This is a genomic window from Microvirga sp. HBU67558, from assembly GCF_018069605.1.
Lineage (GTDB): Bacteria > Pseudomonadota > Alphaproteobacteria > Rhizobiales > Beijerinckiaceae > Microvirga > Microvirga terrae.
Genome location: NZ_JAGPUP010000521.1, coordinates 12299 through 37198, shown reverse-complemented (window position 1 = coordinate 37198; position 24900 = coordinate 12299). Strand labels below are relative to the sequence as shown.

General features: G+C 65.8%; 23 protein-coding genes and 1 other RNA gene. 5 read left to right on the top strand and 19 right to left on the bottom strand.

What is annotated here, in order from left to right; genetic code table 11:
• Nucleotides 1–43 precede the first annotated feature (43 nt).
• The 17 genes from ftsA to KBI52_RS15750 all read right to left on the bottom strand — a co-directional run bounded on the left by ftsA (nt 44) and on the right by KBI52_RS15750 (nt 18636).
• Complete coding sequence (ftsA, locus tag KBI52_RS15830; protein WP_173947382.1) at nt 44–1366, bottom strand: cell division protein FtsA; 1323 nt, start codon at nt 1364–1366, stop codon at nt 44–46.
• On the bottom strand, nt 1363–2352 hold the full coding sequence (locus KBI52_RS15825) for a cell division protein FtsQ/DivIB (RefSeq protein ID WP_210808619.1): 990 nt from the start codon (nt 2350–2352) through the stop codon (nt 1363–1365). The genes ftsA and KBI52_RS15825 overlap by 4 nt, the downstream gene beginning before the upstream one ends.
• Nucleotides 2319–3242 carry a D-alanine--D-alanine ligase gene (locus tag KBI52_RS15820; RefSeq protein WP_173947380.1) on the bottom strand — a complete coding sequence of 308 codons (924 nt, stop codon included), beginning with the start codon at nt 3240–3242 and terminating at the stop codon, nt 2319–2321. Before KBI52_RS15820 ends, KBI52_RS15825 begins: the two co-directional genes overlap by 34 nt.
• Before the next feature lie 54 nt (nt 3243–3296).
• The gene (murB, locus tag KBI52_RS15815; protein WP_247654422.1) at nt 3297–4217 is read right to left on the bottom strand and encodes a UDP-N-acetylmuramate dehydrogenase; all 921 of its coding nucleotides are present in this window, start codon (nt 4215–4217) and stop codon (nt 3297–3299) included.
• Nucleotides 4217–5632, bottom strand: a complete 1416-nt coding sequence (gene murC, locus KBI52_RS15810; protein ID WP_173947378.1) for a UDP-N-acetylmuramate--L-alanine ligase — start codon at nt 5630–5632, stop codon at nt 4217–4219. Before murC ends, murB begins: the two co-directional genes overlap by 1 nt.
• Nucleotides 5629–6747 carry an undecaprenyldiphospho-muramoylpentapeptide beta-N-acetylglucosaminyltransferase gene (gene murG, locus KBI52_RS15805; protein ID WP_173947377.1) on the bottom strand — a complete coding sequence of 373 codons (1119 nt, stop codon included), beginning with the start codon at nt 6745–6747 and terminating at the stop codon, nt 5629–5631. The genes murC and murG overlap by 4 nt, the downstream gene beginning before the upstream one ends.
• A complete protein-coding gene (locus KBI52_RS15800) occupies nt 6744–7889 on the bottom strand; it encodes an FtsW/RodA/SpoVE family cell cycle protein (protein ID WP_173947376.1) in 1146 nt (381 codons plus the stop codon). The genes murG and KBI52_RS15800 overlap by 4 nt, the downstream gene beginning before the upstream one ends.
• A 2-nt stretch (nt 7890–7891) precedes the next feature.
• The gene (gene murD, locus KBI52_RS15795) at nt 7892–9283 is read right to left on the bottom strand and encodes a UDP-N-acetylmuramoyl-L-alanine--D-glutamate ligase (RefSeq protein ID WP_173947375.1); all 1392 of its coding nucleotides are present in this window, start codon (nt 9281–9283) and stop codon (nt 7892–7894) included.
• 5 nt (nt 9284–9288) lie between these two features.
• Complete coding sequence (gene mraY, locus KBI52_RS15790; RefSeq protein WP_173947374.1) at nt 9289–10374, bottom strand: phospho-N-acetylmuramoyl-pentapeptide-transferase; 1086 nt, start codon at nt 10372–10374, stop codon at nt 9289–9291.
• A 3-nt stretch (nt 10375–10377) separates the two neighbouring features.
• Nucleotides 10378–11811 carry a UDP-N-acetylmuramoylalanyl-D-glutamyl-2,6-diaminopimelate--D-alanyl-D-alanine ligase gene (locus tag KBI52_RS15785; protein WP_210808615.1) on the bottom strand — a complete coding sequence of 478 codons (1434 nt, stop codon included), beginning with the start codon at nt 11809–11811 and terminating at the stop codon, nt 10378–10380.
• Nucleotides 11808–13277: a UDP-N-acetylmuramoyl-L-alanyl-D-glutamate--2,6-diaminopimelate ligase gene (locus KBI52_RS15780; RefSeq protein ID WP_210808613.1), complete on the bottom strand. Its 1470-nt coding sequence runs from the start codon at nt 13275–13277 to the stop codon at nt 11808–11810. Before KBI52_RS15780 ends, KBI52_RS15785 begins: the two co-directional genes overlap by 4 nt.
• Nucleotides 13274–15088, bottom strand: coding sequence for a penicillin-binding protein 2 (locus KBI52_RS15775; protein WP_247654426.1), 1815 nt, complete (start codon nt 15086–15088; stop codon nt 13274–13276). The genes KBI52_RS15780 and KBI52_RS15775 overlap by 4 nt, the downstream gene beginning before the upstream one ends.
• 68 nt (nt 15089–15156) lie before the next feature.
• Nucleotides 15157–15552, bottom strand: a complete 396-nt coding sequence (locus tag KBI52_RS15770; protein WP_173947370.1) for a hypothetical protein — start codon at nt 15550–15552, stop codon at nt 15157–15159.
• A complete protein-coding gene (gene rsmH / locus KBI52_RS15765; protein WP_210808610.1) occupies nt 15549–16598 on the bottom strand; it encodes a 16S rRNA (cytosine(1402)-N(4))-methyltransferase RsmH in 1050 nt (349 codons plus the stop codon). Before rsmH ends, KBI52_RS15770 begins: the two co-directional genes overlap by 4 nt.
• On the bottom strand, nt 16595–17092 hold the full coding sequence (mraZ, locus tag KBI52_RS15760) for a division/cell wall cluster transcriptional repressor MraZ (protein WP_173947368.1): 498 nt from the start codon (nt 17090–17092) through the stop codon (nt 16595–16597). Before mraZ ends, rsmH begins: the two co-directional genes overlap by 4 nt.
• 310 nt (nt 17093–17402) lie before the next feature.
• An RNA gene (gene rnpB / locus KBI52_RS15755) (RNase P RNA component class A) lies at nt 17403–17796 on the bottom strand.
• Nucleotides 17797–17910: 114 nt separating this feature from the next.
• Nucleotides 17911–18636: a lytic transglycosylase domain-containing protein gene (locus KBI52_RS15750; protein ID WP_210808608.1), complete on the bottom strand. Its 726-nt coding sequence runs from the start codon at nt 18634–18636 to the stop codon at nt 17911–17913.
• 354 nt (nt 18637–18990) lie between these two features.
• Between KBI52_RS15750 and KBI52_RS15745 the strand changes: the two genes are divergently transcribed.
• The 4 genes from KBI52_RS15745 to KBI52_RS15730 all read left to right on the top strand — a co-directional run bounded on the left by KBI52_RS15745 (nt 18991) and on the right by KBI52_RS15730 (nt 22081).
• Nucleotides 18991–19269: a glycine zipper domain-containing protein gene (locus KBI52_RS15745; protein WP_173947366.1), complete on the top strand. Its 279-nt coding sequence runs from the start codon at nt 18991–18993 to the stop codon at nt 19267–19269.
• A gap of 87 nt (nt 19270–19356) precedes the next feature.
• Nucleotides 19357–20082: a TerB family tellurite resistance protein gene (locus KBI52_RS15740; RefSeq protein ID WP_173947365.1), complete on the top strand. Its 726-nt coding sequence runs from the start codon at nt 19357–19359 to the stop codon at nt 20080–20082.
• A gap of 4 nt (nt 20083–20086) precedes the next feature.
• Entirely contained in the window at nt 20087–20854 is a 768-nt protein-coding gene (locus KBI52_RS15735; protein WP_210808606.1) for an N-acetylmuramoyl-L-alanine amidase, read from the top strand.
• 234 nt (nt 20855–21088) lie between these two features.
• Nucleotides 21089–22081: a DUF4238 domain-containing protein gene (locus KBI52_RS15730; protein WP_210808604.1), complete on the top strand. Its 993-nt coding sequence runs from the start codon at nt 21089–21091 to the stop codon at nt 22079–22081.
• A gap of 192 nt (nt 22082–22273) precedes the next feature.
• Here KBI52_RS15730 and KBI52_RS15725 read toward each other — a convergent pair whose 3' ends face one another.
• Nucleotides 22274–22552 (bottom strand): hypothetical protein, encoded by a 279-nt coding sequence (locus KBI52_RS15725; RefSeq protein WP_210808602.1) that lies wholly within the window; start codon nt 22550–22552, stop codon nt 22274–22276.
• A complete protein-coding gene (locus tag KBI52_RS15720) occupies nt 22545–23141 on the bottom strand; it encodes a hypothetical protein (protein WP_210808600.1) in 597 nt (198 codons plus the stop codon). Before KBI52_RS15720 ends, KBI52_RS15725 begins: the two co-directional genes overlap by 8 nt.
• A gap of 327 nt (nt 23142–23468) precedes the next feature.
• Between KBI52_RS15720 and KBI52_RS15715 the strand changes: the two genes are divergently transcribed.
• The gene (locus tag KBI52_RS15715) at nt 23469–24893 is read left to right on the top strand and encodes an efflux RND transporter periplasmic adaptor subunit (RefSeq protein WP_210808598.1); all 1425 of its coding nucleotides are present in this window, start codon (nt 23469–23471) and stop codon (nt 24891–24893) included.
• Nucleotides 24894–24900 lie beyond the last annotated feature (7 nt).

The following is a 24900-nucleotide window of genomic DNA, read 5'->3' as shown; positions in this document are numbered from 1 at the left end:
TGAACTCATCACGATGGCCCGCCGCGCCAACGCGTTACTCGACTTAAAAACTCTCGCGAATCCACCGGCCCACTCGCGAGAAGTAGCCGTCGGTTCCCGTACTCTGAAACAAGCCGCTGGACCGCGGCTCGAAATACTCGATGTGTGCCACCTGCGGATAAACCAGGAGGCCGACCACCGCCGAAAAGGCGGGGCCCTTTGCCGCTTCAGGCAGACCCTTAATGCCGAGCGGACGCCCGACACGAACCTGGCCCTGCAAGATGCGGCGCGCCGTTTCCGGCAGCCCGACGAGCTGGCTTGCGCCGCCCGTCAGCACGACCCGCCGTCCGGCCTGGGCCGCGAAGCCCGCACCTTTCAACCGGTCGCGCACGAGTTCGAGAACTTCCTCGACCCGCGGCTTGATGATGCGAACGAGGTGCGATTTCGGCAGATGATTCGGAACGTCCCGTTCGTCCTCATCGACCTGCGGCACCGCGATCATGTCCCGGTCATCCGCGCTCGACGTGATGGCGGAGCCGTAGAGAGTCTTGAGCCGTTCGGCGGCGGACACGCGGGTCGTGAGACCGCGCGCGATGTCCATGGTCACGTGATGACCGCCGACCGCGATGGCATCGGTATGGACCAGATGCCCGTTGGAGAAGATGCCGACGCTCGTGGTGCCGCCGCCCATGTCGACCACGGCGCAGCCCATGTCGGCTTCGTCGTCGACGAGCGCCGAGAGCCCGGCCGCGTAGGGCGTCGCGATCACGGCTTCGACGCCGAGATGGCAGCGTTCGACGGCAAGCATCAGGTTGCGCGCCGCCGCAGCCTCCGACGTGACCACGTGCAGGTCCGCACCGAGGCGCTCGCCGATCATGCCGGCGGGATCGACGATGTGGTGCTGCTGGTCGAGCGAGAAGCCGGTGGGCAGAGCGTGCAGAACAGTCCGGCCGCGGCGCAGATCGTAGCTCGAAGCCGCATCGAGAACGCGGTGAACGTCCCCGGAGCCGACGGCGCCGCGCACGGGAATGTGCGCCTCGAAATGCTCCGACGCCAGACGCCCGCCGGTGAGGTTGACGATCACCGACTGAATCTCGACCTTCGCCATCCGCTCGGCGGCATGGACCGCCTGACGGATCGCGGATTCGGCCGCTTCGAGATCGACGACCACGCCGCCCTTGAGGCCCGTGGACCGTTGATGGCCGATGCCGAGGATGCGCGCCACGTGGGTGCGGCTGCGCAGGGATTCGACCTCGTCGGCCGGCTTCAGTTCCGCCACCACGCAGACGACCTTGCTCGTGCCCACGTCCAGGACCGACAGGATGGCGCTCTTGCGCGCCGACAGCGGCTTCAAGCGTGGCGTCAAACCGTGACCCGAGAGACTCATGTATCGACCCCCTTGCCGCGCATTGGTTTTTTCTTGAGCGCCTCGGCGCGGGCCAGGGCTGCCTCTTCCGTCAACCGGACGACGACGCGATCCGCCATGCGCAGATCGATCGCCAGAACGTCCTTCTCCAGAATCTTCTGCTCGTTCTCGAGCTTCACGAGCCGGGCCAGCGCGTCGGCGGCCTTCAGCTCCGGCAGGCGCACGTCCATGCCGTTGTCCATCTTGAGCGTCCAGCGCCGCCCGGCCACGAGAGTGCCCGCACGGATGCGGCCCTTGAGCGGACCCGCGGCCTCGAGGAGCGCGAGATATTCCTTGCTGCGGGAGTTGGCGCCCTCGCCGACCACGAACGGAAGGTCGAGGTAGCGCTCGTCCTGCATCAGGTCGATCACGGTGCCGTCCGCCGCGATCACGAACAACTCGCCGTTGTTCTGCCAGATCCCGTGCGCCTCGCGCTCGGTGAGCGTGATGACCAGTTCGTTCGGATAGAGCTTGCGGACAGTGGCGGACTTGACCATCGGAACGCGCTCCAGGCGCTCGCGCAGACCATTCACGTCGAGGAAGGCCAGCGACTGCTTGGCATTGATGCCCGCCGCGGCCAGGACCTCGGTCTCACTCATCTGCGAGATGCCGGAGATCGTCACCTGATCGAGGCCGAGACCGACAGCGCGCGCGAGGGCGTGATGCGGCTCGCCGTAGGCGCGGATGAAGCCGTCGATGTGACCGCCCTGCCAGAGCCCGAATCCGACCACGGTGGCGAAGAATCCGAGCGCCAGGCCGCTTCCGAGAAAGCGCGGAAGGCGCTGTTCGAGGGGACGACCCGCCGAGCGCCGGCGGACGCTGCGCGAAGAACCGAAAAGCTTTGTGATCCGCAGGGGCTTCCCAACCGGGGAGGCCCCTGCCCCCCGCCCCGCGGAGGCAGGGCGCGCAACGGCGAATCCGGCCGGGTAGGCCGTCATCGGTTGCAGGTAGCGTCCTCCACCATCCATTGCACAAGCTCGCCAAACGAATAGCCCGCGTGGGCTGCCAGTTCTGGCACCAAGCTCGTCTCGGTCATGCCGGGTTGCGTGTTGACTTCAAGAACGACGAGTTCCCCGGTTCCCCCAGGAGTGTCGTCGTACCGCAAGTCGGCGCGGCTGATTCCCCGACAGCCGAGCGCTTGATGCGCCGTTAACGCCAACTCTTGGACCTTTTGGTAAATATTCGGTTTAATTTCTGCCGGGAGGACGTGAATGGAGCCCCCCTTCACATATTTCGCATCGTAATCGTAGAAGACCCCAGTGGCGGGCTGGATGTCGATGACCCCAAGCGCCCTGTCGCCCATGACCGCGCAGGTCAGTTCCCGGCCCGCAACATATGATTCCACAAGGACTTGCTCGCCGAAGGCCCAATCGTCCCGGGTCAGCTCCTGGGGCGGATGGGAGCGGTCCTCGCGGACGATGATGACGCCCACCGACGAGCCCTCGCTGATCGGTTTGACCACGTAGGGCGCCGGCAGGACGTGGCTTTTCGCCGCCTCGAGGCGGTTAACGACTTTCCCCTTGGGCACCGACACGCCGGCGGCCGCCATGACCATTTTGGCCTTGTCCTTCTGCATGGCGAGCGCCGAGGCGAGAACACCGGAATGGGTATAGGGAATCCTTAAGATTTCGAGCAGACCTTGGATGGTTCCGTCCTCGCCCACGCGCCCATGGAGAGCGTTGAACACCACGTCAGGCGCAACGGCCTGGAGAACGGTGGCGATGTCGGGCTGCACGTCGATGGGGGTGACCTTGTAGCCCTGCCCCTCGAGGGCCCTGCAGCAGGCCCGGCCGGAGTTCAGGCTCACCTCGCGCTCCGCCGACCAGCCGCCATAGAGGACGGCAACGTGCTTCGCCATGGATCTCTCCCGTCATGCGCCCCGGCGACACCGGGAATTGAAAAGTGATTCGAATCAGGCCTTCGCGAGGCCGACCCGCTTGATTTCCCATTCGAGCTCGACGCCCGACGTTTCGCGGACGCGACGGCGCACCTCTTCGCCCAGCCCCTCGATCTCGGCCGCCGTGGCGGAGCCGTGATTGATCAGGAAGTTGCAGTGCATCTCCGACACCTGGGCGTCGCCGATGCGGAGCCCGCGGCAGCCCGCCGCGTCCACCAGCTCCCACGCCTTGCGGCCGGGAGGGTTCTTGAAGGTCGAGCCGCCCGTGCGGGTGTTGACCGGCTGGGTCGAGGAGCGCGCCTCGGTGATGGCGTTCATCTCGGCCAGGATCTCGTCCGGATTGCCCGGGCGGCCCTCGAACAGCGCCTCGGTGAAGATCACGTCGTCCGGCACGCTCGAATGGCGATAGGTGAAGCCCATCTGCGCGTTGGTGAAGCTCATCGCCTCGCCGGTCCGCGTGACGCCCTTCGCCTCGACGAGCACGTCCTTCGTCTCCCCCCCGTAGGCGCCGCCGTTCATGCGCAGCGCACCGCCGATGGCGCCCGGGATGCCGCGCAGGAAGGACAGGCCCGCGATGCCGGCTTCCGCCGCCGCGCGCGCCACCTTCACGTCGGGGGCGCCGGCGCCGGCGCGGACCCGATGTCCGGCCTCCACCGACACTTCGGCGAAGCCCTTGCCCAGGCGGATCATGACGCCCTCCCAGCCGCCGTCGCGGACGAGGAGGTTCGAGCCGAGGCCGACCACGAGAACCGGCACGCTGCGGTCGAGCCGGCGCAGGAAATACGCGAGATCGTCCGTGTCGACCGGGGTGAACAGCACCTGAGCCGGGCCGCCCGTGCGGAACCAGGACAGCGGCGCGGCTGGCGCGTTCGTCTCCAGCTTGCCGCGCAGCTCCGGCATGCGGGCCTTCAGGTCGGGAACGATGTCCGCAAACATCACGCCGCCTTCTCGCCCAGGTGCTCGAGCTCGCCCGGCAGCGCATAGGCCCATTGGGTGATGTTGCCGGCCCCGAGGCAGATCACGTAATCGCCCGGCTTCGCGATGCCCTTCACGAGACTCGCGAGATCTTCCGTTCGCTCCAGCGCCATCACGTTGCGGTGGCCGCGGGCCTTGAGGCCCGACACGAGGCTGTCGCGGTCGGCGCCCGGGATCGGCTGCTCGCCCGCCGCATAGACCGGCGCGACGATGACCGCGTCCGCATCGTTGAAGCAGGTGCAGAACTGATCGAAGAGGGCCGACAGCCGCGTGTAGCGGTGCGGCTGCACCACGGCGATCACCTGGCCGTCCGTGGAGGCGCGCGCGGCCTTCAGCACCGCGGCGATCTCGATGGGATGGTGACCGTAATCGTCGAACACGGTGACGCCGTTCCAGTCGCCCGTGCGGGTGAAGCGGCGCTTCACGCCGCCGAACCCGCCGAGCGCCTTGCGAATCGCATCCGGCGTGACGCCGAGCTCGTGCGCGACGGCGATCGCCGCCGTGGCGTTGAGCGCGTTGTGCGCGCCGGGCATCGGCAGGACGAGGTCCTCGAGCTCGAGACGGAAGCCCGGACGCCGGTCGCGGATCATGACGCGGAAGCGGTTCTGCCCGCCACGCGAATCCACGTCCATCAGGCGCACGTCGGCCTGCGGGTTCTCGCCATAGGTGATGATGCGGCGGTCCTCGATGCGCCCCACGAGGTCCTGCACGGTGGGATGATCGATGCACATCACGGCGAAGCCGTAGAACGGGATCGAGTTGATGAAGGAATGGAAGGACTCCTTGATCGCGTCGAAGGTGCCGAAATGGTCGAGATGCTCGGCGTCGATGTTGGTCACGATGGCCACGTCGGCCGGCAGCTTCAGGAACGTGCCGTCGGACTCGTCGGCCTCCACCACCATCCACTGGCCGTCGCCCATGCGGGCATTGGTCCCGTAGGCGTTGATGATGCCGCCGTTGATCACCGTCGGATCGAGCCCGCCCGCATCGAGGAGCGTGGCGACAAGCGACGTGGTGGTGGTCTTGCCGTGGGTGCCGGCCACCGCCACGCAGGACTTGAAGCGCATGAGCTCGGCGAGCATTTCGGCGCGGCGGACGACCGGCAGGCGCTTCTCGCGGGCGACGATCAGCTCCGGGTTGTCCCGCTTGATCGCGGTCGACACCACGACGATCTCCGCCTCCTCCACGTTCTCCGCCTTGTGGCCGATGAAGGTCTTAATGCCCTTATCGCTCAGGCGCTTCACGTTGTAGTTGTCGGCGGCGTCCGAGCCCTGCACCGTGTAGCCCAGATTGTGCATGACCTCGGCGATGCCCGACATGCCGATGCCGCCGATACCGATGAAATGAATGGGACCCAGCTTCGGCGGCAGTTTCATGAGGTTTTTCCGTTATTGTTCGATGCAATGAGAGTGAGAACGGCCTGAGCAAGACGCTCCGCCGCATCGGTGATTCTGGCGCTATGTGCAGCGGCGGCGGCTTTGGTCAAGCGGTCAGGCTCTTGAAAAATGAGCTGAATTTCGTTCGCCAGCCGCTCAGGGGTGAAGTCGGATTGCGGACAAACGATGGCAGCGCCCAGATCTCCGAGGGTTTTGGCGTTGGCCGCCTGGTCCTGATCGAGGGAGCCCGGCAAGGGCACGAGGATGGAGGGCCGGCCGATCACGGCGAGTTCCGCCACGGTCGAGGCGCCCGAGCGCGAGACGACCAGACCGGCCTGCGCCAGACGATGGGGCAGGTCCTTGAAGAAGGGCTCCGCGTCGAATTCCACACCCAGATTGCGGTAATGTGCCCGGACCCGCTCCAGGTCCTCGCCCCGCGCCTGCTGGGTGACCACGAGGCGCGCCCGCAGATCCGGCGGCAGGCGCTCGATGGCCGGGGGCACCACGTCGCTCATCACCCGTGCGCCCTGGCTGCCGCCCACCACGAGGAGACGGAGCTTCCCGTCGGGCTCCAGGCTCGCATAGGGGTGTTTCGCCGCCTCCAGCACCGCGGGACGGATCGGGTTCCCCGTATGGATGACCTTGCCCGGCACGTTCGCCGGAATGCCCTTGATGGCGGCGAAGCCCGTGGCGATCACGCCGGCGCGGCGGGCAAGCAGCCGGTTGGCGCGTCCCATGACGCCGTTCGCCTCGTGGATCACCGTCGGGACCCTGAGGAACGACGCGGCGAGAACCGGCGGCACCGTGGGATAGCCGCCGAAGCCGACCACGACGGCCGGTTTCATGTGACGGATGAGGGAGGCGGCCTTGATCGTCCCCCGTCCGAGGAGCAGCGCCGCCTTGGCCATCTGCGGCACCGAACGGCCGGAGGGCGTGGCGGACGGGATCTCGACGATCTCGTCGGCCGGGAACGAGCCCGCATAGGCGTTGGCGCGCTTGTCGGTGGCGAGCGCCACTTTGGCCCCTGAGGCCTTCAGGGCATTGGCGAGCGCTTCGGCCGGGAAAAGATGACCGCCGGTTCCGCCGGCGGTCAGGAGGATGAGGGGAGCGGTCATCCGCGCGGCCAATCCTGATTGAAATTGTCCAACATCTCGGCGCGCGGCCGACGGCGCGTGAGCGCGATGAGGAAGCCCATGCCGAGCGCGAGCGACAGCAGCGACGAGCCGCCATAGGAGATGAAGGGCAGCGTCATGCCCTTGGCCGGCATGAGATGCACGTTCACCATCATGTTGATGCAGGCTTGCAGGCCGAACATGAAGATGAGCCCCGTGGCCGCCAAGCGGCAGAACGTGTCCTCGTTGCGGCGGGCGAGCGTCAGGCCGCGCAGCACGATGAAGGCGAAGACCACCAGCAGGGCGATGCACACGATGATGCCGAACTCCTCGGCCGTGACGGCGAAGATGAAGTCCGTATGCGCGTCGGGCAGGATGCGCTTGACGGTTCCCTCGCCCGGGCCGCGTCCGAGCCAGCCGCCGCGGGAGAAGGATTCCATGGCGGTGTCGACCTGAAACGTGTCGCCCGAATCCTTGTCGAGGAAGCGCTCGATGCGGGCCCGCACGTGCGGCAGGAATTCATAGGCCGCCACGATGCCCACGAGACCGGCGCCGCCGAGCCCCATCACCCAGAACCAGTGCAGGCCGGCGATGAAGAACAACCCGCACCAAACGATGGTGACCAGCATGGTCTGGCCGAAATCCGGCTGGAGGATCAGCGGCACGATGGTGGCGGGCAGGAGGAGAAAGGCCAGGAGCGTGCCAGGCACGTCCTTACGGCGCGCGCCCTCCGAGAACGCCCAGGCGGACAGCACCACGAAGGCGGGCTTCACGAATTCCGACGGCTGCAGGCCGAGGGGGCCGATCATGATCCAGCGATGGGCGCCCTTGATCTCGGGCCCGTACTGGAAGGCCAGCAGGATCAGCGCCATGCCGACCGCATAGACCAGCAGAGCCAAGCGCCGGATGTGGCGCAGGGACAGGAACGATACGGGGATCATGATGAACAGCGCCGGGACGAGGAACATCACCTGCCGGTTCACGAAGTGGAACGTGGAAAGCCCGAGGCGCTCCGCCACGGGTGGACCGCCCGCCATGAGGAAGACGAGGCCCGCCAGCATGAGGATGGCGAGGCCGGCGAGGAGCAGGCGGTCGACAGTCCACCACCAATCGCCGAAGGCCGAGCGTTCCGCGCGTGACACCATCTTCAAGCCCCCTTGGCTTCAAGGCCGGGCAAGGCCCGGACCAGATCGCGGAAATGGTTTCCGCGCACTTCGTAATTCGGAAACTGATCGTAGGACGCGCAGGCCGGCGACAGCAGGACCACCGCGGGAGCCCCCAGGGCCTGCGCATCTGCCGCCGCCTGCATCACGGCGGTCTCGAGCGTGCCGCTGTGGACATGCGGCACGTCTGAACCGAGTGTCCTGGCAAATTCATCCGCCGCGGCCCCGATGAGATAGGCCTTGCGGATCTTCGGGAAATAGGACGTGAGCGGCTCGATGCCGCCTTCCTTCGCCTTGCCGCCGAGGATCCAGAAAATATCCCCGAAGGACTTGAGCGCCTTCTCGGTGGAATCCGCGTTGGTGGCCTTCGAATCGTTGATGAACAGCACCTCGTCGAGGCGGCCCACCTCTTCCATGCGGTGCGACAGGCCCGGGAAGGTGTGGAGGCCCGCGCGGATCGTCTCCGGCGAAACGTTCAACGCCAGGGCGACGGCGACGGCCGCCGCGGCGTTCTGCGCATTGTGGGCGCCGCGCAGGGAGCCAATTCCGGAGAGGCTCGCGATCGGCGCAGCGTCCGTCGCCGTCACTCCGACGAGCGTCTCTCCATCGGCGAAGACGCCCTTGCCGTCCAGCGGCTCGATCGAGACGCGAGCGACGTTGATGCCCTTCGCCTCGCAGGCCTCGGCGATCGCCCGGCTCATCGCATCGTCGACGCCGACGACGGCGAGGCCGGCTTTCGTCACCAGCCGCTCCTTGATCGCCGCATAGAGCTCAATCGTCCCGTGTCGGTCGATGTGATCGGGCGAGAGGTTGAGATGAACCCCGATGGTAGGCGCGAGCGAGGGCGCGAGATCGATCTGGAACGACGAGCACTCGATCACGTGGATCCGCTCGTCGGACGGCGGATCGAGGGAGAGGATGGCCGTGCCGATATTGCCGCCCATCTGCACGTCGCGGCCCGCCTCGCGCAGGATGTGGGCGATGAGCGCCGTCGTGGTCGATTTGCCGTTGGTGCCCGTGATGGCGACAAACAGCGCGTTCGGCGCGGTGGCTGCCCGCTCGCGGCAGAACAGCTCGATGTCGCCGATGATCTCGACGCCCGCGTCGCGCGCGAGCCGCGCCGACCAGTGCGGTTCGGGATGCGTCAGCGGCACGCCCGGCGAGAGGATGAAGGACGAGATGCGCGACCAGTCGACCTTGCGCAGGTCATCCGTCTCGATGCCCCTCGCGCCGGCTTCCGCCATCCTGGCCGGATTGTCGTCGCAGGCGATCACGTGCGCGCCGCCCTCCTTCAGGGCCAGCGCCGTCGCCAGCCCCGAGCCGCCGAGGCCGAAGAGCGCGACCGTTTTGCCTGCGAAGGTGGTGACGGGGATCATGCGCCTTACCGCAGCTTGAGGGTGGCGAGGCCGACCAGGGCCAGCACGACGGCGATGATCCAGAACCGGATCACCACCTGCGGCTCGGTCCAGCCCATCTGCTCGAAATGGTGGTGGATCGGCGCCATCTTGAACACGCGCTTGCCGGTGAGCTTGAACGAGGCAACCTGGATGATCACGGACATGATCTCCAGAACGAAGAGGCCGCCCACGATGGCAAGCACGATTTCGTGCTTGGCTGCCACGGCAACCGTGCCGAGAAGGCCGCCGAGCGCCAGCGAACCCGTGTCGCCCATGAAGATCTGGGCCGGAGGCGCGTTGAACCAGAGGAAGCCGATGCCGGCGCCGATCAAGGCTCCGCAAATCACCGCGAGCTCACCGGTGCCGGGCACGAAATGGATCTGCAGATAATTGGAGAAGACGGCGTTACCGGCAAGATAGGCGATGAAGCCGAAGGTGCCGGCCGCGATCATCACCGGCACGATGGCGAGGCCGTCGAGCCCGTCGGTGATGTTGACCGCATTGCCGGCGCCGACGATCACGAAGCCGGCGAACACGATGTAAAACCAGCCGAGATTGAAGATCAGATCCTTCGAGAACGGCAGCGCCAGCTTGTTGGCGAGGCCGGGCGTCGCCATGTAGGAGATCGCGATGCACGCGACGGCCGCGATCAGAGCCTCGATGGCGAGGCGCGACCGGCCGGAAAAGCCCTTGTGCGACTGCTTCGTGACCTTCAGGTAATCGTCGTAGAACCCGATGGCGCCGAAGCCCACCGTGACGAACAGCACGACCCATACATAGTGGTTCTCGAGGTTGGCCCAGAGCAGGGTCGAGATCAGCACGCCGGCCAGGATCATCAGGCCGCCCATGGTGGGCGTGCCGCGCTTGGTCAGAAGGTGCGATTGCGGTCCGTCCTCGCGGATCGGCTGTCCCTTGCCCTGGCGCAGGCGCAGAAGCGAGATCATCCACGGTCCGAACAGGAAGACGATCAGCAAGGCGGTCGCCGTCGCGCCGCCGGTGCGGAACGTGATGTAGCGGAAGATATTGAGGGGGCTGAAATAGGGGCTGAGCTCAGCCAACCAGGTTAACATCGGTCATCCTTTCAGCGCGTGGCCCGTCGGGCTCGCGCCGTAGCGTTCTTTCAGGGCCTTGACGATGAGGGCCATCTTCATGCTGAGCGAACCCTTGACCGTCACGGCATCGCCGGGACGCACGGCCGCCACGACCGCGTCGACCAGCTCGACGGAGGTCTGCACGTGGGCCGCGACCCTGGCCTTCGGCAGGGCGTCCACGAGGTTCTGCATCAGGGGCCCGGCCGCGAACAGCAGGTCGATCCTGTTCGCCTCGACGGCCTCCGCCAGCTCCGCATGCAGGCGCGGACCCGTCTCGCCCAGCTCCTTCATGTCGCCCAGAACGGCGATGCGCCGCGCCCCGCGCCCGAGCTCGACGGCGCCGAGATTGGCGAGCGCCGCGCGCATGGAGGCCGGGTTGGCGTTGTAGCTCTCGTCGATCAGCAGGGCCTCGCTGTCGCCGATGGCGAGCATCGTCCGCTCTCCGCGGCCCACGGGCGGCTTCATCTCGGCGAAGGAGAGCGCCGTCAGGGCCAGATCCGCGCCGAGCGCATGGGTGGCGGCGAGAACGCTCAGGGAATTGAGCGCGATATGCCGGCCCGCCGTGCCGATCCTGTAGGTCAGAGGCTGGCCGAACACCGTGGCGTCCACGATGGAGTGGTCGGGCTTGACGATGATACGCTGGGCGCGGATGTCGGCCGCCTCGTGCTCGCCGAAGGTGACGACGCGGCCGGCCGCGGACGCGTTCGCATGGGCGCGCATACGCTCGAAATAGGCGTTGTCGCGGTTGATCACCGCGGTTCCGCCGGGCTCTATCCCTGAGAAAATCTCGCCCTTCGCGTCCGCGATGCCCCAGAGCGACGCGAAGAACTCGATATGCACGGGTTCGACCGTGGTGATCACCGCGACGTGCGGACGGACCATGCCGGTGAGCGGCAGGATCTCGTGGGCATGGTTCATGCCGATCTCGAACACGCCGAAATCGGTCTCGCGCGGCATGCGCGCGAGGGTCAGCGGCACGCCCCAATGGTTGTTGTAGGAGGCGACCGACGCATGGGTCGCGCCCTGGCGGGAGAGCGCGAGGCGCATCGCCTCCTTGGTGCCGGTCTTGCCGACGGATCCGGTGATGGCGACGATCTTCGCGTCCGTGCGCGCCCGGGCCGCGCGGCCTATCCGGCGCATGGCCTCGAGCACGTCCGGCACGACGACGAGCCTGTCCGAGCCTGCAAAGCCAGGAGCCTTTTCCTCGGACACGACGGCCGCCGATGCGCCCTTCTCGAGCGCCGCCGCAACGAAATCATGCCCATCATGCACGTCGCCCTTGATGGCGAAGTAGAGATCGCCAGGCTCGAGGGTGCGCGTGTCGATGGACGCACCCGTACCTTGCGCAAAGCCCGCGCCGATGCGGGCCCCGGTGGCAGCCGCGATCTCGTCCGATGTCCATAGGGGCGAATTCATCCCTGCCTCTCCGCAATGGCCGCCCGGACCTCGTCGTGGTCCGAGAACGGCAGGGTCCGGTCGCCGATGATTTGGCCCGTTTCATGACCTTTGCCCGCCACGACCAGAATATCGCCTTCCCGGAGCTCGGTCACGGCCGTGCGGATCGCCACGGCGCGGTCGCCGATCTCGCGGGCGCCGGGCGCGCCCTGCAGCACCTCGGCGCGGATCGCCGCCGGATCCTCCGAGCGAGGATTATCGTCCGTCACGATGACCACGTCCGCCTTGTCGGAGGCGATGCGTCCCATGAGCGGACGTTTTCCCTTGTCCCTGTCGCCGCCGCAGCCGACGATGCACACGAGGCGTCCCTTCACGAAGGGGCGCAGGGCATCGAGCACATGGGCGAGCGCATCCGGCTTGTGCGCGTAATCGACGATGCAGATGGCGCCATCCACCTCGCCCACCTGCTCGAGGCGGCCGGACACGCCCTTGAGGGATCCGAATCCCTCGAACACGTCTTCCACCCGGCCCTCGCCTTCGACCGCGAGCACGAGGCCCGCCGCGACGAGCGCGTTCTCGACCTGGAAGGCGCCGAGGAGCGGCAGGACCGTCCGTATCGTCTTCCCGTATGCCTCGACGGTCAGCGCCTGCGTGAAGCCGTCAGCGCGCGCTTCGACGAGGCGAAGGGTCTCGCCCGCACGGCCCGTGGTGAGGATCTCGAGGCCGCGCTCGCGGATCCCGTTCAGGAACACGTCCGCATAGGGACCGTCCGCATTGACGATCGCCGGTGCGTCGTCCGGCAGAAGCGTGTCGAACAGGCGCATCTTCGCCGCGGCATAGGCTTCGGTGGTGGCGTGATAGTCGAGATGATCGCGCCCGAGATTGGTGAAGCCCGCCGCGTGCAGGCGCACGCCGTCGAGGCGCCGCTGATCGATGCCGTGCGAGGACGCTTCCATGGCAAGCCGCGTGACGCCGTCCTTCGCCAGGCGGTCGAAGCTCTCGTGCAGGGAGATCGGATCCGGCGTCGTGAGCGACCCATAGGCGGCGCCGTCCGACGTGATGATGCCGAGCGTTCCGACGCTCGCGGACTTGTATCCCAGATGCGCGAAGAGCTGGCGCGTGAAGTCGGCCACCGAGCTCTTGCCGCTCGTGCCCGTGACGGCTACGACCTTCTCGGGCTGCCGCGGATGGAACCGCGCCGCCGCGAGCGCCAGGGCGCGCCGCACGTCGCCGACCCGGACATAGGCCACCGGGGCCGGCAGATCGGACGGACGCGCGGCCTCGCCCACAATGGCGACGGCGCCGGCTGCCAGGGCCTGCGGCACGAAGCTCATGCCGTCGACCTTCGTGCCAGGCACGGCGAAGAACAGGGTGCCGGGCTCGACCTTGCGGCTATCCGAGGCGATCTTCGAGACGGCGAGAGGGGCATGGTCATGCCCCTGTGCGAGATCGAGAAGGTCGCCGAGATGCATGGTGCGTGCGCTCATCGGTTGCTGCCCCAGGCGCCAAGGCGCGACATGAGCGGGAACGGCTGCTGCGGCGGCTCGAAGCGCGGCGGCACGCCGAGCAGCGGGGCCACGCGCTCGACTACGTTTCCGGTCACGGGGCCGGCGTTCCAGCCAGCGGTCGAGAACCCGTAGGTGCCTTCCACGGCCTGCGGCTCGTCCATGATGGTGAGGAACACGTATTTCGGCTTGTCGGCCGGAACCACCGCCGTGAAGGTGGTGAGGTTCTTGTTCTTGGAATAGCGGCCGTTGATCACCTTCTCGGCCGTGCCGGTCTTGCCCCCCACGAAGAAGCCCGCGATGGCGGCCGCGCTCGCCGAGCCTTCCGGCACGGAGGCGTTCAGGCGCATCACATAGCGCATGGCCTCGCTCGTCTCGGGCTTGAGCACCTGAAGGGCGGTCTTGCGCGCCTCCTCCTGATCGCGCTTCAGGAAGGTGGGCTTGATCATCACGCCGCCATTGACCAGCGCGCCCACCGCCGCGAGCGCCTGGAGCGGCGCGACCGCGAGGCCGTGGCCGAAAGCGATGGTCATGGTGTTGAGCTCGCCCCAGCGGGGCGGAACGATCGGCAGGGCGCTTTCCGGCAGCTCCGTCTCGAGACGGGTGAGCTGCCCCATCTTGCGCAGGAACGCCTTGTGACCCTCCACGCCGATGCCGAGCGCCATGCGGGCGGTGCCAATGTTGGAGGAGTGGACGAACACCTCCGGTGTGGTCAGCACCCGGTGCGTCGCGTGGTAATCACCGATGGTGAACTTGCCGTAGCGCAGACCCGAGCGCGCATCGAAGCTCGAGTTGATGTTGTACTTGCCGGAATCGAGCGCCATCGCGACGGTCAGGGCCTTGAAGGTCGAGCCCATCTCGAACACGCCGACATTGATGCGGTTGATCCGGTCCTTGTCGAGCGCATCGACCGGGTTGTTGGGATCATAGTCCGGCAGGGACACGAGGGCGATGATCTCGCCCGTGTTGACGTCCAGGATCGCGCCGGCGGTCGCCTTGGCCTTGAACTTCGCCATGCCTTTGGCGAGCTCGTCGCGAAGCGCATGCTGCACGCGCAGGTCCAGGGAGAGCTGGATGGGCTTGAGGTCGGCGGCCGAAATATTGAATCCGGCGCCGTTGAGGTCCTGCAGGCCCATGCTGTCGATGTATTTCTCAATCCCGGCGATGCCCACGTTGTCCACGTTGGCGAAGCCGAGCACGTGCGCGGCGGCCTCCGCGTTCGGGTAGACGCGCTTGTTCTCCGGCAGGAAGCCGATGCCCGGAATGCCGAGACGATGCACCTCCGCCTGCTGGCGCGGCGTGATCTCGCGCTTGACCCAGACGAATCCCTTCCGGGTGCTGAGCTTGTTGCGCAGGTCCGTGGCGTCGAGGTCGGGCAGCACGGCGGTGAGCAGTTCGACCGCCTCGTCCTTGTCGACGATGTTGCGCGGCTCGGCGAAGACGGAGACCATCTTCACGTCGGTGGCGAGGATCTCGCCGTTGCGATCGACGATGTCGGGGCGGGCCGCGGAAATCTCGGACGACGCGGCGCGGCGCACCTCGCTCGTGTTCTCGCTCGTGACCGCAAGATAGATCAGGCGGCCGCCGATGAGGCTGAACAGGCCGACGAAGCAGGCCGCCGCAAGGCCGACCCGCGACGTGCTCTTGTCGTGGCGCAGGCGAAACAACTCGCGCGCGTGGCCGAGTACGCCACGCCCGATGCTTTGTGCCGAGAAGGGTGCGCGGCCGACGCGCTCCGGCGCGCCGTCCGAGGGATAGCTTCTCGGATCGGTCCTGGCGGCGGAGTCGGCCATCGGGTCCTGGGCGTGATCAGGAACGGTCTTACCCTGCCATTCGGTTTGGGGCTCTTGCAACACGCGGCTCACCGTTTCGGGGTTTGGGTCGTCGGAGTGCGGGCGTCCGAATTCTTGTCCTTCGGAGTCGATGTCGGCTCGAGAAGCCCGAGCGCTTCGAGCTTGCGGCCGATCTCGTCCTCGCGGGAAGGCCGGTTCGGCAGGTCGGACAGACGCGCGAGCTGCTGGATCTTCAGCGGCTGGAGATCGAGATGCTTGTCGGCCGCCTCCTGAAGGCGGTCGGGGCGATCGAGATACTGCCACTCGGCCTGCAGAACCGCGATGGCCTCGCGTTCGCGCTGCGCCTTCGATTTCAGCTTCGCCACCTGCTCGGCATAGAAGAGCGTGTCGTACTTGATCGAATAGGCATAGCCCGCCGATGCGATGAGAGCAGAGATCGCAATGATGTGGAGCAGCCGGATCATCGGCGCCCTCCCCGTTTTTCAGCCGTCTGCGGCAACTCGGCCAACATGGTGATGGCGCTCAAAGGCTCCTGCGGCGGCGTGTCCGTGCGCGCGCCGGCCCGCAGCTTGGCCGAGCGTGCCCGCGGATTGCGCGCCAGCTCCTCGTCACCCGGCCCGACGGGACCTCTGGTGATCGCCTCGAAGGTCGGCTCGGGCGTGGCGGCCGTCGGCAGATGGCGCGAGCCGGTGGCTGCGCGCCCGGTGCGGGCCGCGAAGAACTGCTTCACGATGCGGTCTTCGAGCGAATGGAACGTGACGACGACGAGGCGTCCGCCGGGCTTGAGAACACGCTCGGCCGCGTGCAGAGCGCGCACCAGCTCGCCGAGCTCGTCGTTGACCGCGATGCGCAGGCCCTGGAACACGCGCGTGGCCGGATGAATGCCGCCGGGCTCCTGCCGGATCAGCGAGGCGACGAGATCCGCCAGCTGACGCGTGGTCTCGAAAGGCTGGCGTCGCCGCATCTCGATGACCGCGCGCGCAACGGCGCGCGCGCGCCGCTCCTCGCCGTAATGATAGAAGATGTCCGCGAGTTCCGCCTCGCTGGATTCGTTGACGAGATCGGCTGCGCTCGGACCGTTCCGCTCCATGCGCATGTCGAGCGGACCCTCGTTGCGGAACGAGAAGCCGCGCTCGGCCTGATCGAGCTGCATGGACGACACGCCGATGTCGAGCACGACACCGTCGACGCTCTCGAAACCCTGCGCGTGCGCGATCTCGTCGAGGTCGCCGAACCGTCCGGGGACGAGAATCAGGCGCTTCTTGAATTTTGCCGTGAGAGAGGCCCCGCCGGCGATCGCATCCGGATCGCGGTCGATGGCGATGACCTTGTTCTGGGGATGGGCATCGAGAATGGCCCGGGTATAGCCGCCGGCGCCGAACGTGCCGTCGATGAAAGCACCGCCGCGCTTCGCGTCGAGCGCTGCGCCAACCTCCTCCAAGAGCACAGGAACGTGACGGGACGGTCCGCCAGCGGCTCCGGCTCCTGGGCCGTCGCCGCGTCCCATCATCGTTCCCGTACTCCTGGTGAGGTATTCTGCACTGACCTTGGCTCCGTAATTCGGCTTCCCAACGCTTTCTTCAGGTCTCGGACCTTCGTGCGCGCCTCCTCCAAGTGCGCACGGAAGCGCTCGGGCTCCCAAATCTGGAACTTGTGACCGAGTCCGACGAACGTCACCGTGTCGCCGATCCCGGCATGAACTTTTACCGTATCCGTCAGGATGACACGCCCCTCCGGATCGACCTTCAGAATCTCGCTGGTCCCGAACAACGCCGTCGACAGCTGATCCCGCTCGTCCGAATAGGGCGACAGCGTCGACAAGAACGCATCGATCTCGTTCAGAAGCACGTTGCCGCCTGCGTCCAAGGCCTGCGCGTCCAGCGCCGGATGAACGTAGAGCCCCTCGAATCCATCCTTGGCCAACACGGCCCGGAAGGATGCTGGGATCGAGACGCGACCCTTCGAATCCAACTTGTTGGTGAAATTGGACACGAAGCGGTTCATTGGCCGCAGCTCGCACGCTCCTGATTGTCAGCCCCCCGGCGGATCTTGAGAATCCGCCTCCCGCAGCCAGTGGTGACGCTACTTTCCGAAGCAGAACGCCAGCATTTCTTGAGTGCTTGACGCCCCCTTCGGAAGACACCGTCGACGGGATGGTTTGGGATAACATGGGATAATATGGGCGTCAACGGAACGGGGGTGGGAGACATGCGTCGTCGCATGCATGCCCCATGAGACGCATTTACGGTTAATGAATCGTAAGCGGAGCAAAGGTTTGCTCCGCTTTCCTGCAAAATTCCGCCTGTGGAAAGATGGGGTCAGCCGGCCTGTAAGCCGGGTTCTGTAGGGCCCAAAGTCTAAGACCTTGGACGTGGCGGCCATTCCTCTGGGACGGTCATTGCTGACCGCCTCAAGCAACCAACCCGGACGACGGGCCTGGAAGCGGGCCTGGCGCGAACGCCTGTCGTCCCTATTCGGTTTTGCTCCTGGTGGGGTTTACCATGCCGTCCGCATTGCTGCGTCCGCGGTGCGCTCTTACCGCACCCTTTCACCCTTACCCCGAGGTCCGAAAACCTTCGCGGGGCGGTCTGCTCTCTGTGGCACTTTCCCTGAGGTTACCCTCGCCGGACGTTATCCGGCACCTTGCTTTCCATGGAGCCCGGACTTTCCTCCCCGAGCGAACTCGAAGCGGCCGCCCGGCCAGCTGACGGTGGGGATGTGGTGCCAAACGCCCCTGCCCGTCAAGGGCATTGCGCATGGTGCGCGGCAGAAGCGCCGGTTCGTTGGTCGAAGGATGCGCGCCGGCGGAACCATCCGGTGCGCTAGTCGGCCGCGGCCGTGATCACCTTCACCTTGGCGCAATAGGCGCGCGAGGCGCCCGTCATGGTCTGCGCACGGTGTCCGAACTGATAGCGCAGGATGGTGCCGCAGGTATCCCCGCCGGCAAGCTTGTAGGCTCGGGCGAGATATTTCAAACCATACCGGAGGTTGGTCTCCGCATCGAGCAGGCCCGCAGCCGCCCCCTGATAACCGAGCGACTGCGCCGTGCGGACGTTGATCTGGGTCAGCCCCATATTGGGGCCGTTGCGCGCGCCGGCATTGTAGCGGCTCTCGAGCCGGACGACGGCGTCAGCCAGTTCATACGGAAGGCCGTTTTCGGACGCGTGGCGGACGATCAGCGGCCGGAGAGCCGCGCTCCGGGCGGTATCCGACGAGCGCAGCTTGAGCGTGGCGTCCATGGGCGCTGCGGGGAGGGATGCGGTCTCGTCCTCCGGCTGAGCGGCCGCGGCCATCCGGGGCAGCGCCTTGATGATGTCCGGCCCATTGCCGTCCTGGGCCTTTGCGGCAGCGCCGGCTTCCTTCGCCTTCCTCTTGTCCGATCCCTTGGCGGTCCTGGTGCTTTTCTGCGCCTCAGCCGCGTCGGTTGTCTCCTCGTCCGCGGTGGCTGCCGCCTCGGCGGCGGCCGCGCTCAGGAATTCCGCGGCCGTGTCGGGAGAAATGACAGCGCCATCATGATCTCCTTCGGCCCGAGCTTCGGCGGCCAGCATCAAGGCGACAGCTCCAACAGAGGCAATTGCAAGGGTTCTGAGCAGATGTTGCCAAGTCAAACCGAAACTCCAGCCGGCACAAATCGGAAGGTGCGGTCGGTGGAGGCCAATTGGGGCGAAGATGTGGCACATCAAGCCGCATATATGTTCAGAATACGTTCAAGCTTGACCATGTAACCTTGATGACGCCTGGCTTTGCGGGTCGATTCTAGCCTCACACGGACCGGAAGAATTTTCCTCAGCTTATCCGGAATGGGGAGGAACTCTTTCTCCGCCCAGGAGTTGGCGACAGCGTAAGGTCAAGCTAAACAGGACCGGGCAGCCTACCGCCCGCTCAACAACAGGGAAGCCTCCATGAAGAAGATCATGACAGCCATTGCCGCCGGTGCCCTCACCCTCTCGATGGCAGCCTGCAACACCCCCGGCGAGCGCGCAGTGGGTGGCGCTGCGGTCGGCGGCCTTGCTGGTGCGGCCATTGGCGGTGCAGCCACGGGTCGTGGCAGCGGCGCTCTGGCGGGCGCGGCCATCGGTGCTGCCGGTGGTGCGATCGTTGGAGCGGCAACGACTCCGTCTCGCCCGGCCTGCCCCTACGGCACCTATCAGGACGTCTACGGCAACGTCTACTGCCGCTGATCGCGCGTCGAAGCATGAATTTGAGGGGCCGGGACATTCCCGGCCCCTTCCCTTTTGCCAGCACATGAGCGTACGACTAGTCGCACGATGATTCAGTCGATTTGGGGTAAGCTGGGTGGCGCCGGCATCGGGCTCGCCTTGGGCGGACCGATCGGGGCCCTCCTGGGTGGCGTGGCCGGCCACGTTCTCATTGACCGCGAGGGCGCTCCTTTCGGGAAGCCGCCGCGCGACGTGCTCTTCACCATGGGGCTCGTGGCGCTCGCCGCCAAGATGGCGAAGGCCGACGGCGTCGTGGTCGACGTCGAGGTCAGGGCCTTCGAGCAGATCGTGGACGTGCCCGAAAGCGAGCACGACAACGTGGAGCGCCTGTTCAACCTCGCGATGCAGACCTCGGACGGGTTCGAGTCCTACGCCCGTCAGATCGGGGACGCGTTCAAGGACGAGCCCGCCCTGCTTGAGGACGTGCTCGACGGCCTGTTCCATATCGCCAAGGCGGACGAGGCGATCCATGAGGCGGAATACGTCTACCTCAAGGATGTGGCGACGATCTTCGCCATCCCGGACCACGATTTCGAACGCATCGCCGCCCGCCACGTCCTGCGCCCGGATGATCCCTATCTCGTCCTCAAGGCCGAGCGGGGCATGAGCGACGATGAGCTGAAGCGCCACTACCGCCGGCTCGTGGCCGAGAACCATCCCGACCGGGAGATCGCCCGCGGCCTGCCGCCGGAAGCCGTCAAGATCGCGACGGAGCGCGTGGCCGCCATCAACGCCGCCTGGGAACGCATCGCCGCCGAGCGGAACATCAGGTGACGGCATGAGCGCTCTCGCCCCGGAAAGCCCGGTCGCCGGCAAGGTGTTTCCGTCGCCCAATCACGGGGAGCGCAAGGACGGCCAGCGCCCCACCATGCTCATCCTCCACTACACGGGCATGCCCGACGAGGGCGAGGCCCTGCAGTGGCTGTGCAATCCGGTCTCGCAGGTCTCCGCCCATTACTTCGTGTTCGGCGACGGGCGCGTGCTGCAGCTCGTCCCCGAGATGCGCCGGGCCTGGCATGCGGGCCTCTCCTCCTGGGACGGCGACAACGACATCAATTCCTGCTCCATCGGCATCGAGATCGCCAATCCGGGCCATCCGGGCGGCCTTCCGCCCTACCCGGACGCGCAGATCGACAGCGTCGCGGCCCTGACCCGGGACATCGTCACCCGCTGGCGCATTCCGGCCACGCGGGTGCTCGGCCATTCCGACGTCGCCCCCGGCCGCAAGGTCGACCCGGGCGAGCGGTTTCCCTGGCAGCGCCTGCACGAGGCCGGCGTCGGCCATTGGGTCGCGCCGTCGGCCACGAGCGACGGCCGCTTCTTCTCCCGGGGCGACCAGGGCATGCCCATCGAGGCCCTGCAGGCGATGCTCGCCATGTACGGCTACGGGGTGAGGATCAACGGCGTGTTCGACGAGGACACGGAAAAGGTGGTCGCGGCCTTCCAGCGCCATTTCCGCCCCGAGCGCGTCGACGGGGTGGCGGACGCCTCCACGATCATGACCCTGCGCAACCTGATCGCCACGCGGCCGCAGGCCGCCGCATGACAAAGAGTGCTGCAATACCGTATCACGGGCCTTCACGGCACTTCACGTGAGATAACGATTTCAACAGCTTAGCTTGGCTCAGACATCCCGCGCTTACCCGCCAGAACCTAGAACATCCCGCGCTATTGCGCCCAACCTGCGCCCGGGAATTTGAGCACAAGTACGGTCCGCGAGTTGCCTGCGGCCATGCTTGCCACCATGTTCTGACGAACTATCAGAACATGGTACGAGGATATGCCCGAAGCGCGCCGTCACCACTTCGTCTCGCAGTGCTATCTGAAAGGGTTTACATCCGACGGGACCAAGGATGGGCAGCTCTTCGTAGTGAACGTGGCTGATGGCTCCACATTCAGCACAAGGCCAATCAACGTCGCCGTCGAGCGCGACTTCAATGCAGTTGAGGGCCGTCCGGCTGGAGAGCTTGAAGGGAAGCTTGCGAAGCTTGAGAGCTTCCTCGGTGCGTCTCTTGATCGAGTAGTGTCTGCCAAATCGATTGAAAATTACGACGACTGGTGGGCAGTCCTGAACCTGATTGCTATGTTCTCAGTCCGCAACCCACGGTTTCGTAACACTGTTGGTGACTTCATTGCAGATTTATCTCAAAAGATGATGAGCTTGGCCCTGGCAACCCCGGAGCGCTGGGCATCACAGGTCGCCGCAATGAAAGCTGCTGGGGTATTTGGCGAAGATCGTAAGGAGGTGGCTTACGAGGACCTCAAGCGGTTTCATGAGAGTGGAAAATACGACATTAAGGTTTCCAGGGGCTACCGGATCGCTCTCGAAATGGAGGCGATAAAGCCCGTCCTTGAGACAATGGAAAAGCGCAATTGGACGCTCTTAATCGCCGGCTCGGAAACAGGGGGCTTCATCACCATCGATCATCCTGTTTGCCTTACAAACCAAGACGGCCTTCCATCAAGCTTTCAGAACCCGGTCGGGCATGGCACCGCAGGGTCAGCTTTGATAATCCCAATCAGTCAGAACCTCCTCGCGATCGGCACTTTTGGAGGAAAGACTGATGTCGTTCACGCCACAAAAATCCAGGTAGCCTTACTCAACGGAATGGTCGCACCATTCGCGGAGCGCCAAATCTATGCCGCAAGTGACCAGTTCCAGATTTTTATAAGTGGAAATACCAGTCCAAAGAGTGGTGTTGAGTTGGCGGAGTACATAGCCAGTAAGACGAAAGCCGCTAAGTCCGAGCAGACGGGGTCTCAAAGTTCCTGAGATCTCTCTCCGCCCGCCTCCGATCCTCCTCCGTCTTCGCCTCCTTCACCCGCTCCTCGAAAATGAGCCGCAGCTTCTCCGCCAGCGGGAGCTGCTCGTCGTCGGAGGGCTTGGACTTGAGGAAGAGGATCAGCATACGGCGATTGTAAAGTCACGACGACTCGACACGGTACGGCACGTTCTGTGCAGCGCTCAGCCTGATCGCACGCTCCTTGCCCAAGCCCGCTCCTGTTCGCCACGAATCTGACGTAGGTAACCTTGCAACAAGACAAGAGCCTCTTTCTGATCCTGCGTTTGCTCGCCCGTCGCTTCGATCTCAGCCTCGATCGCTTTGATGTCGCTCTCGATCAAGGCCAGCGACATCGGTCTTATGACCTTCCCTTCGTGGATACGTGCTCGATCAACCCATGTGCATTGCTGCTGCGCCGGATCGGCTGCAGGTGCTGGGCGCGGGGTTTGCAGATCATCCAAGGTCGCCTCCCTGCGCAGCAGCATCAATTCTCCGGCCGATCTCGGCGGCGGCGCGCACCGGCGCTACTGCAACTACTGGCGCAGCGAAGGTGCCGCATGTTTCCCCTGGTGGGTGAAACTCTGAATACAGCACGTGCGTGATGTCGCCATCCTCGCGGTTAATGACGATGCGCGCGCCCTCCCGCGTACTGGACACGCCGATAACGAACCGGCTTGGAGTCACCGCCAAATCAAGCAGTTCGCGCTCGTCGCGCAGGTCACTGTGCTCAGGCTGACCGAGGCGCGGGTCGTGCACCATGTAGCAACCAGGGCATTGCGTGATGTGGGGCAGGTCGTCGTTGACGATGTACTCGGCGGTCTCGGCGCGCTCTTGGAACTCGTCACGTTGTTCTGTAAGGCGGGCCACTTTCTCGCCCAGCGTTTCCTCCAGCGCTTCGGCCAGCGCCTCGGCGGTCTCCAGCCGCTCAATCAGCTCCAGCACCGCGGCGGGCGTCGCCATGGCGCGGAATGCCTTCTCGTCGAATGGCCATGCATTATCGGGCGTCGCCGACTGGGCCAGCTGCTGCAGTTTCTTCAAGTCGATTTCCATACACCTCCCTAGATGTTTAGCGCCAGGAACTGGCATAACAGTATTATATTTGATAAATGCTTTCGCGGGCAATCGCATGACTTGTCGTGAAAAAACAACGTCAAGTTTTCATGCGGCGTCATTACGATTGATAACAAAATTCCAATGATTTCAGTTACTTAGTTTTGCGCCCTATGTGCGCCCGAAAAATTGGGGAAAACTGCCAAGCTATTGACTTTACATGCCAAATAGGCATGGCGAACATTGCAAAGAGTTAACTCGTAACGTCCCGGAAAATCGGCCACAATCGACCCTCATGACAGCTGGTGTCTTGCAGAGGGCTTTTCGGTGCGTCGCGTCTGGTTGTGGTTGATCGGCATCGTCCTGGTGGCGGGCACCGCCGGCTTCGTGCTGTGGAAGCCTACGGGCGGCAACGCGTCCGATCAGGCCTACCGGCTCGGCGTGGTCGATCGCGGCCCGATCACGGCGAGCGTGCGCGCGACCGGCACGCTCAATCCCGTCACGACGGTTCTGGTCGGATCGCAGCTCTCCGGCCAGGTGGTCGAGATCCTGGCCGACTACAACACCCCCGTGAAGGAAGGCCAGGTGGTGGCCCGCCTCTATGCCGAGCAGATCAAGTCGCGCCGCGACGCGGCGCTCGCCGACCTCGCCCAAGCGAAAGCCGATCTCGACACCAAGCGCGCGCAGATCGACAAGGCGCGCTCGGCGCTGCAGCGGTCGCAGGCGCAGGCGAACGATCTCGCGGCCCAGCGCGACCGCACGCAGGCACAGCTCGCCGACGCGCAGCGCACCCTCGACCGGCAGAAGGAGCTGACCACCCGGGCGGTGGGAACCCAGACGGCCCTGGAGCAGGCCGGAACGCAGGTCGACATCCAGAAGGCGAACCTCGTCTCGGCCGACGCGCAGATCGCGTCGAACAGGGCCGAGACGGACGGGCTCAGGGCGGATCTCGCCCTGGCCGAGGCGGGGGTGAAATCCGCCGAGGCGATCATCCTGCAGCGGCAGGCGAAGCTCAAGGACATCGAGATCGACCTCGCCCGCACCGACATCAAGTCGCCGGTCGACGGCGTCGTGGTCAAGCGGGACATCGAGCTCGGCCAGACCGTCGCGGCCTCCCTGTCCGCCCCGACGCTCTTCACCATCGCTCAGGACCTGCGCGAGATCGACATCTACGCCAATATCGACGAAGCCGATGTGGGCCGCATCAAGGACGGCCAGAAGGTGACCTTCACGGTGAACGCCTATCCGAACCGCACCTTCGAGGGCAGCGTCAGGATGGTGCGCCTGTCCGCCCAGACGGTGCAGAACGTGGTCACCTACACGGCCGTCATCGGCGTGCGGAACCTGGATCAGGCGCTTCTGCCGGGCATGACGGCGAACCTCCAGATCGTCACCGACGAGCGGGAGGACGTGCTGCGCATCCCCAACGCGGCCCTGCGCTTCCGGCCGCCGGTGGCCGTCGCGGCCAGCGAGCCGAACGGCCAGCCGCGTCGGCAGCGCACACGCGACCGCGATGCGCAGACGCAGCCGGACGAGGGCACGGGCGGACGCATCTACCGGGTCGCCCAGGACGGCCGGCCCGAGGCCGTGCACGTGCGGCTCGGCGCCACGGACGGAGCCTATACCGAGATCATGCGCGGCGACGTGCAGGAGGGCGCGGCGATCATCATCGGGGCCCAGCGCCAAGATGCCGGGGAGGATGCGAACGGTCAGGCCTCGAACCGCCGCCCGCGCCCCCCGCGCATGTTCTAGCGGGGTG

Coding starts and splice junctions, on each gene's coding strand:
- ftsA (WP_173947382.1), bottom strand. CDS start 1,366: ATGAGTCTCTCGGGTCACGGTTTGACGCCACGCTTGAAGCCGCTGTCG.
- KBI52_RS15825 (WP_210808619.1), bottom strand. CDS start 2,352: ATGGATGGTGGAGGACGCTACCTGCAACCGATGACGGCCTACCCGGCC.
- KBI52_RS15820 (WP_173947380.1), bottom strand. CDS start 3,242: ATGGCGAAGCACGTTGCCGTCCTCTATGGCGGCTGGTCGGCGGAGCGC.
- murB (WP_247654422.1), bottom strand. CDS start 4,217: ATGTTTGCGGACATCGTTCCCGACCTGAAGGCCCGCATGCCGGAGCTG.
- murC (WP_173947378.1), bottom strand. CDS start 5,632: ATGAAACTGCCGCCGAAGCTGGGTCCCATTCATTTCATCGGTATCGGC.
- murG (WP_173947377.1), bottom strand. CDS start 6,747: ATGACCGCTCCCCTCATCCTCCTGACCGCCGGCGGAACCGGCGGTCAT.
- KBI52_RS15800 (WP_173947376.1), bottom strand. CDS start 7,889: ATGGTGTCACGCGCGGAACGCTCGGCCTTCGGCGATTGGTGGTGGACT.
- murD (WP_173947375.1), bottom strand. CDS start 9,283: ATGATCCCCGTCACCACCTTCGCAGGCAAAACGGTCGCGCTCTTCGGC.
- mraY (WP_173947374.1), bottom strand. CDS start 10,374: ATGTTAACCTGGTTGGCTGAGCTCAGCCCCTATTTCAGCCCCCTCAAT.
- KBI52_RS15785 (WP_210808615.1), bottom strand. CDS start 11,811: ATGAATTCGCCCCTATGGACATCGGACGAGATCGCGGCTGCCACCGGG.
- KBI52_RS15780 (WP_210808613.1), bottom strand. CDS start 13,277: ATGAGCGCACGCACCATGCATCTCGGCGACCTTCTCGATCTCGCACAG.
- KBI52_RS15775 (WP_247654426.1), bottom strand. CDS start 15,088: ATGGCCGACTCCGCCGCCAGGACCGATCCGAGAAGCTATCCCTCGGAC.
- KBI52_RS15770 (WP_173947370.1), bottom strand. CDS start 15,552: ATGATCCGGCTGCTCCACATCATTGCGATCTCTGCTCTCATCGCATCG.
- rsmH (WP_210808610.1), bottom strand. CDS start 16,598: ATGATGGGACGCGGCGACGGCCCAGGAGCCGGAGCCGCTGGCGGACCG.
- mraZ (WP_173947368.1), bottom strand. CDS start 17,092: ATGAACCGCTTCGTGTCCAATTTCACCAACAAGTTGGATTCGAAGGGT.
- KBI52_RS15750 (WP_210808608.1), bottom strand. CDS start 18,636: ATGCTGGCCGCCGAAGCTCGGGCCGAAGGAGATCATGATGGCGCTGTC.
- KBI52_RS15745 (WP_173947366.1), top strand. CDS start 18,991: ATGAAGAAGATCATGACAGCCATTGCCGCCGGTGCCCTCACCCTCTCG.
- KBI52_RS15740 (WP_173947365.1), top strand. CDS start 19,357: ATGATTCAGTCGATTTGGGGTAAGCTGGGTGGCGCCGGCATCGGGCTC.
- KBI52_RS15735 (WP_210808606.1), top strand. CDS start 20,087: ATGAGCGCTCTCGCCCCGGAAAGCCCGGTCGCCGGCAAGGTGTTTCCG.
- KBI52_RS15730 (WP_210808604.1), top strand. CDS start 21,089: ATGCCCGAAGCGCGCCGTCACCACTTCGTCTCGCAGTGCTATCTGAAA.
- KBI52_RS15720 (WP_210808600.1), bottom strand. CDS start 23,141: ATGGAAATCGACTTGAAGAAACTGCAGCAGCTGGCCCAGTCGGCGACG.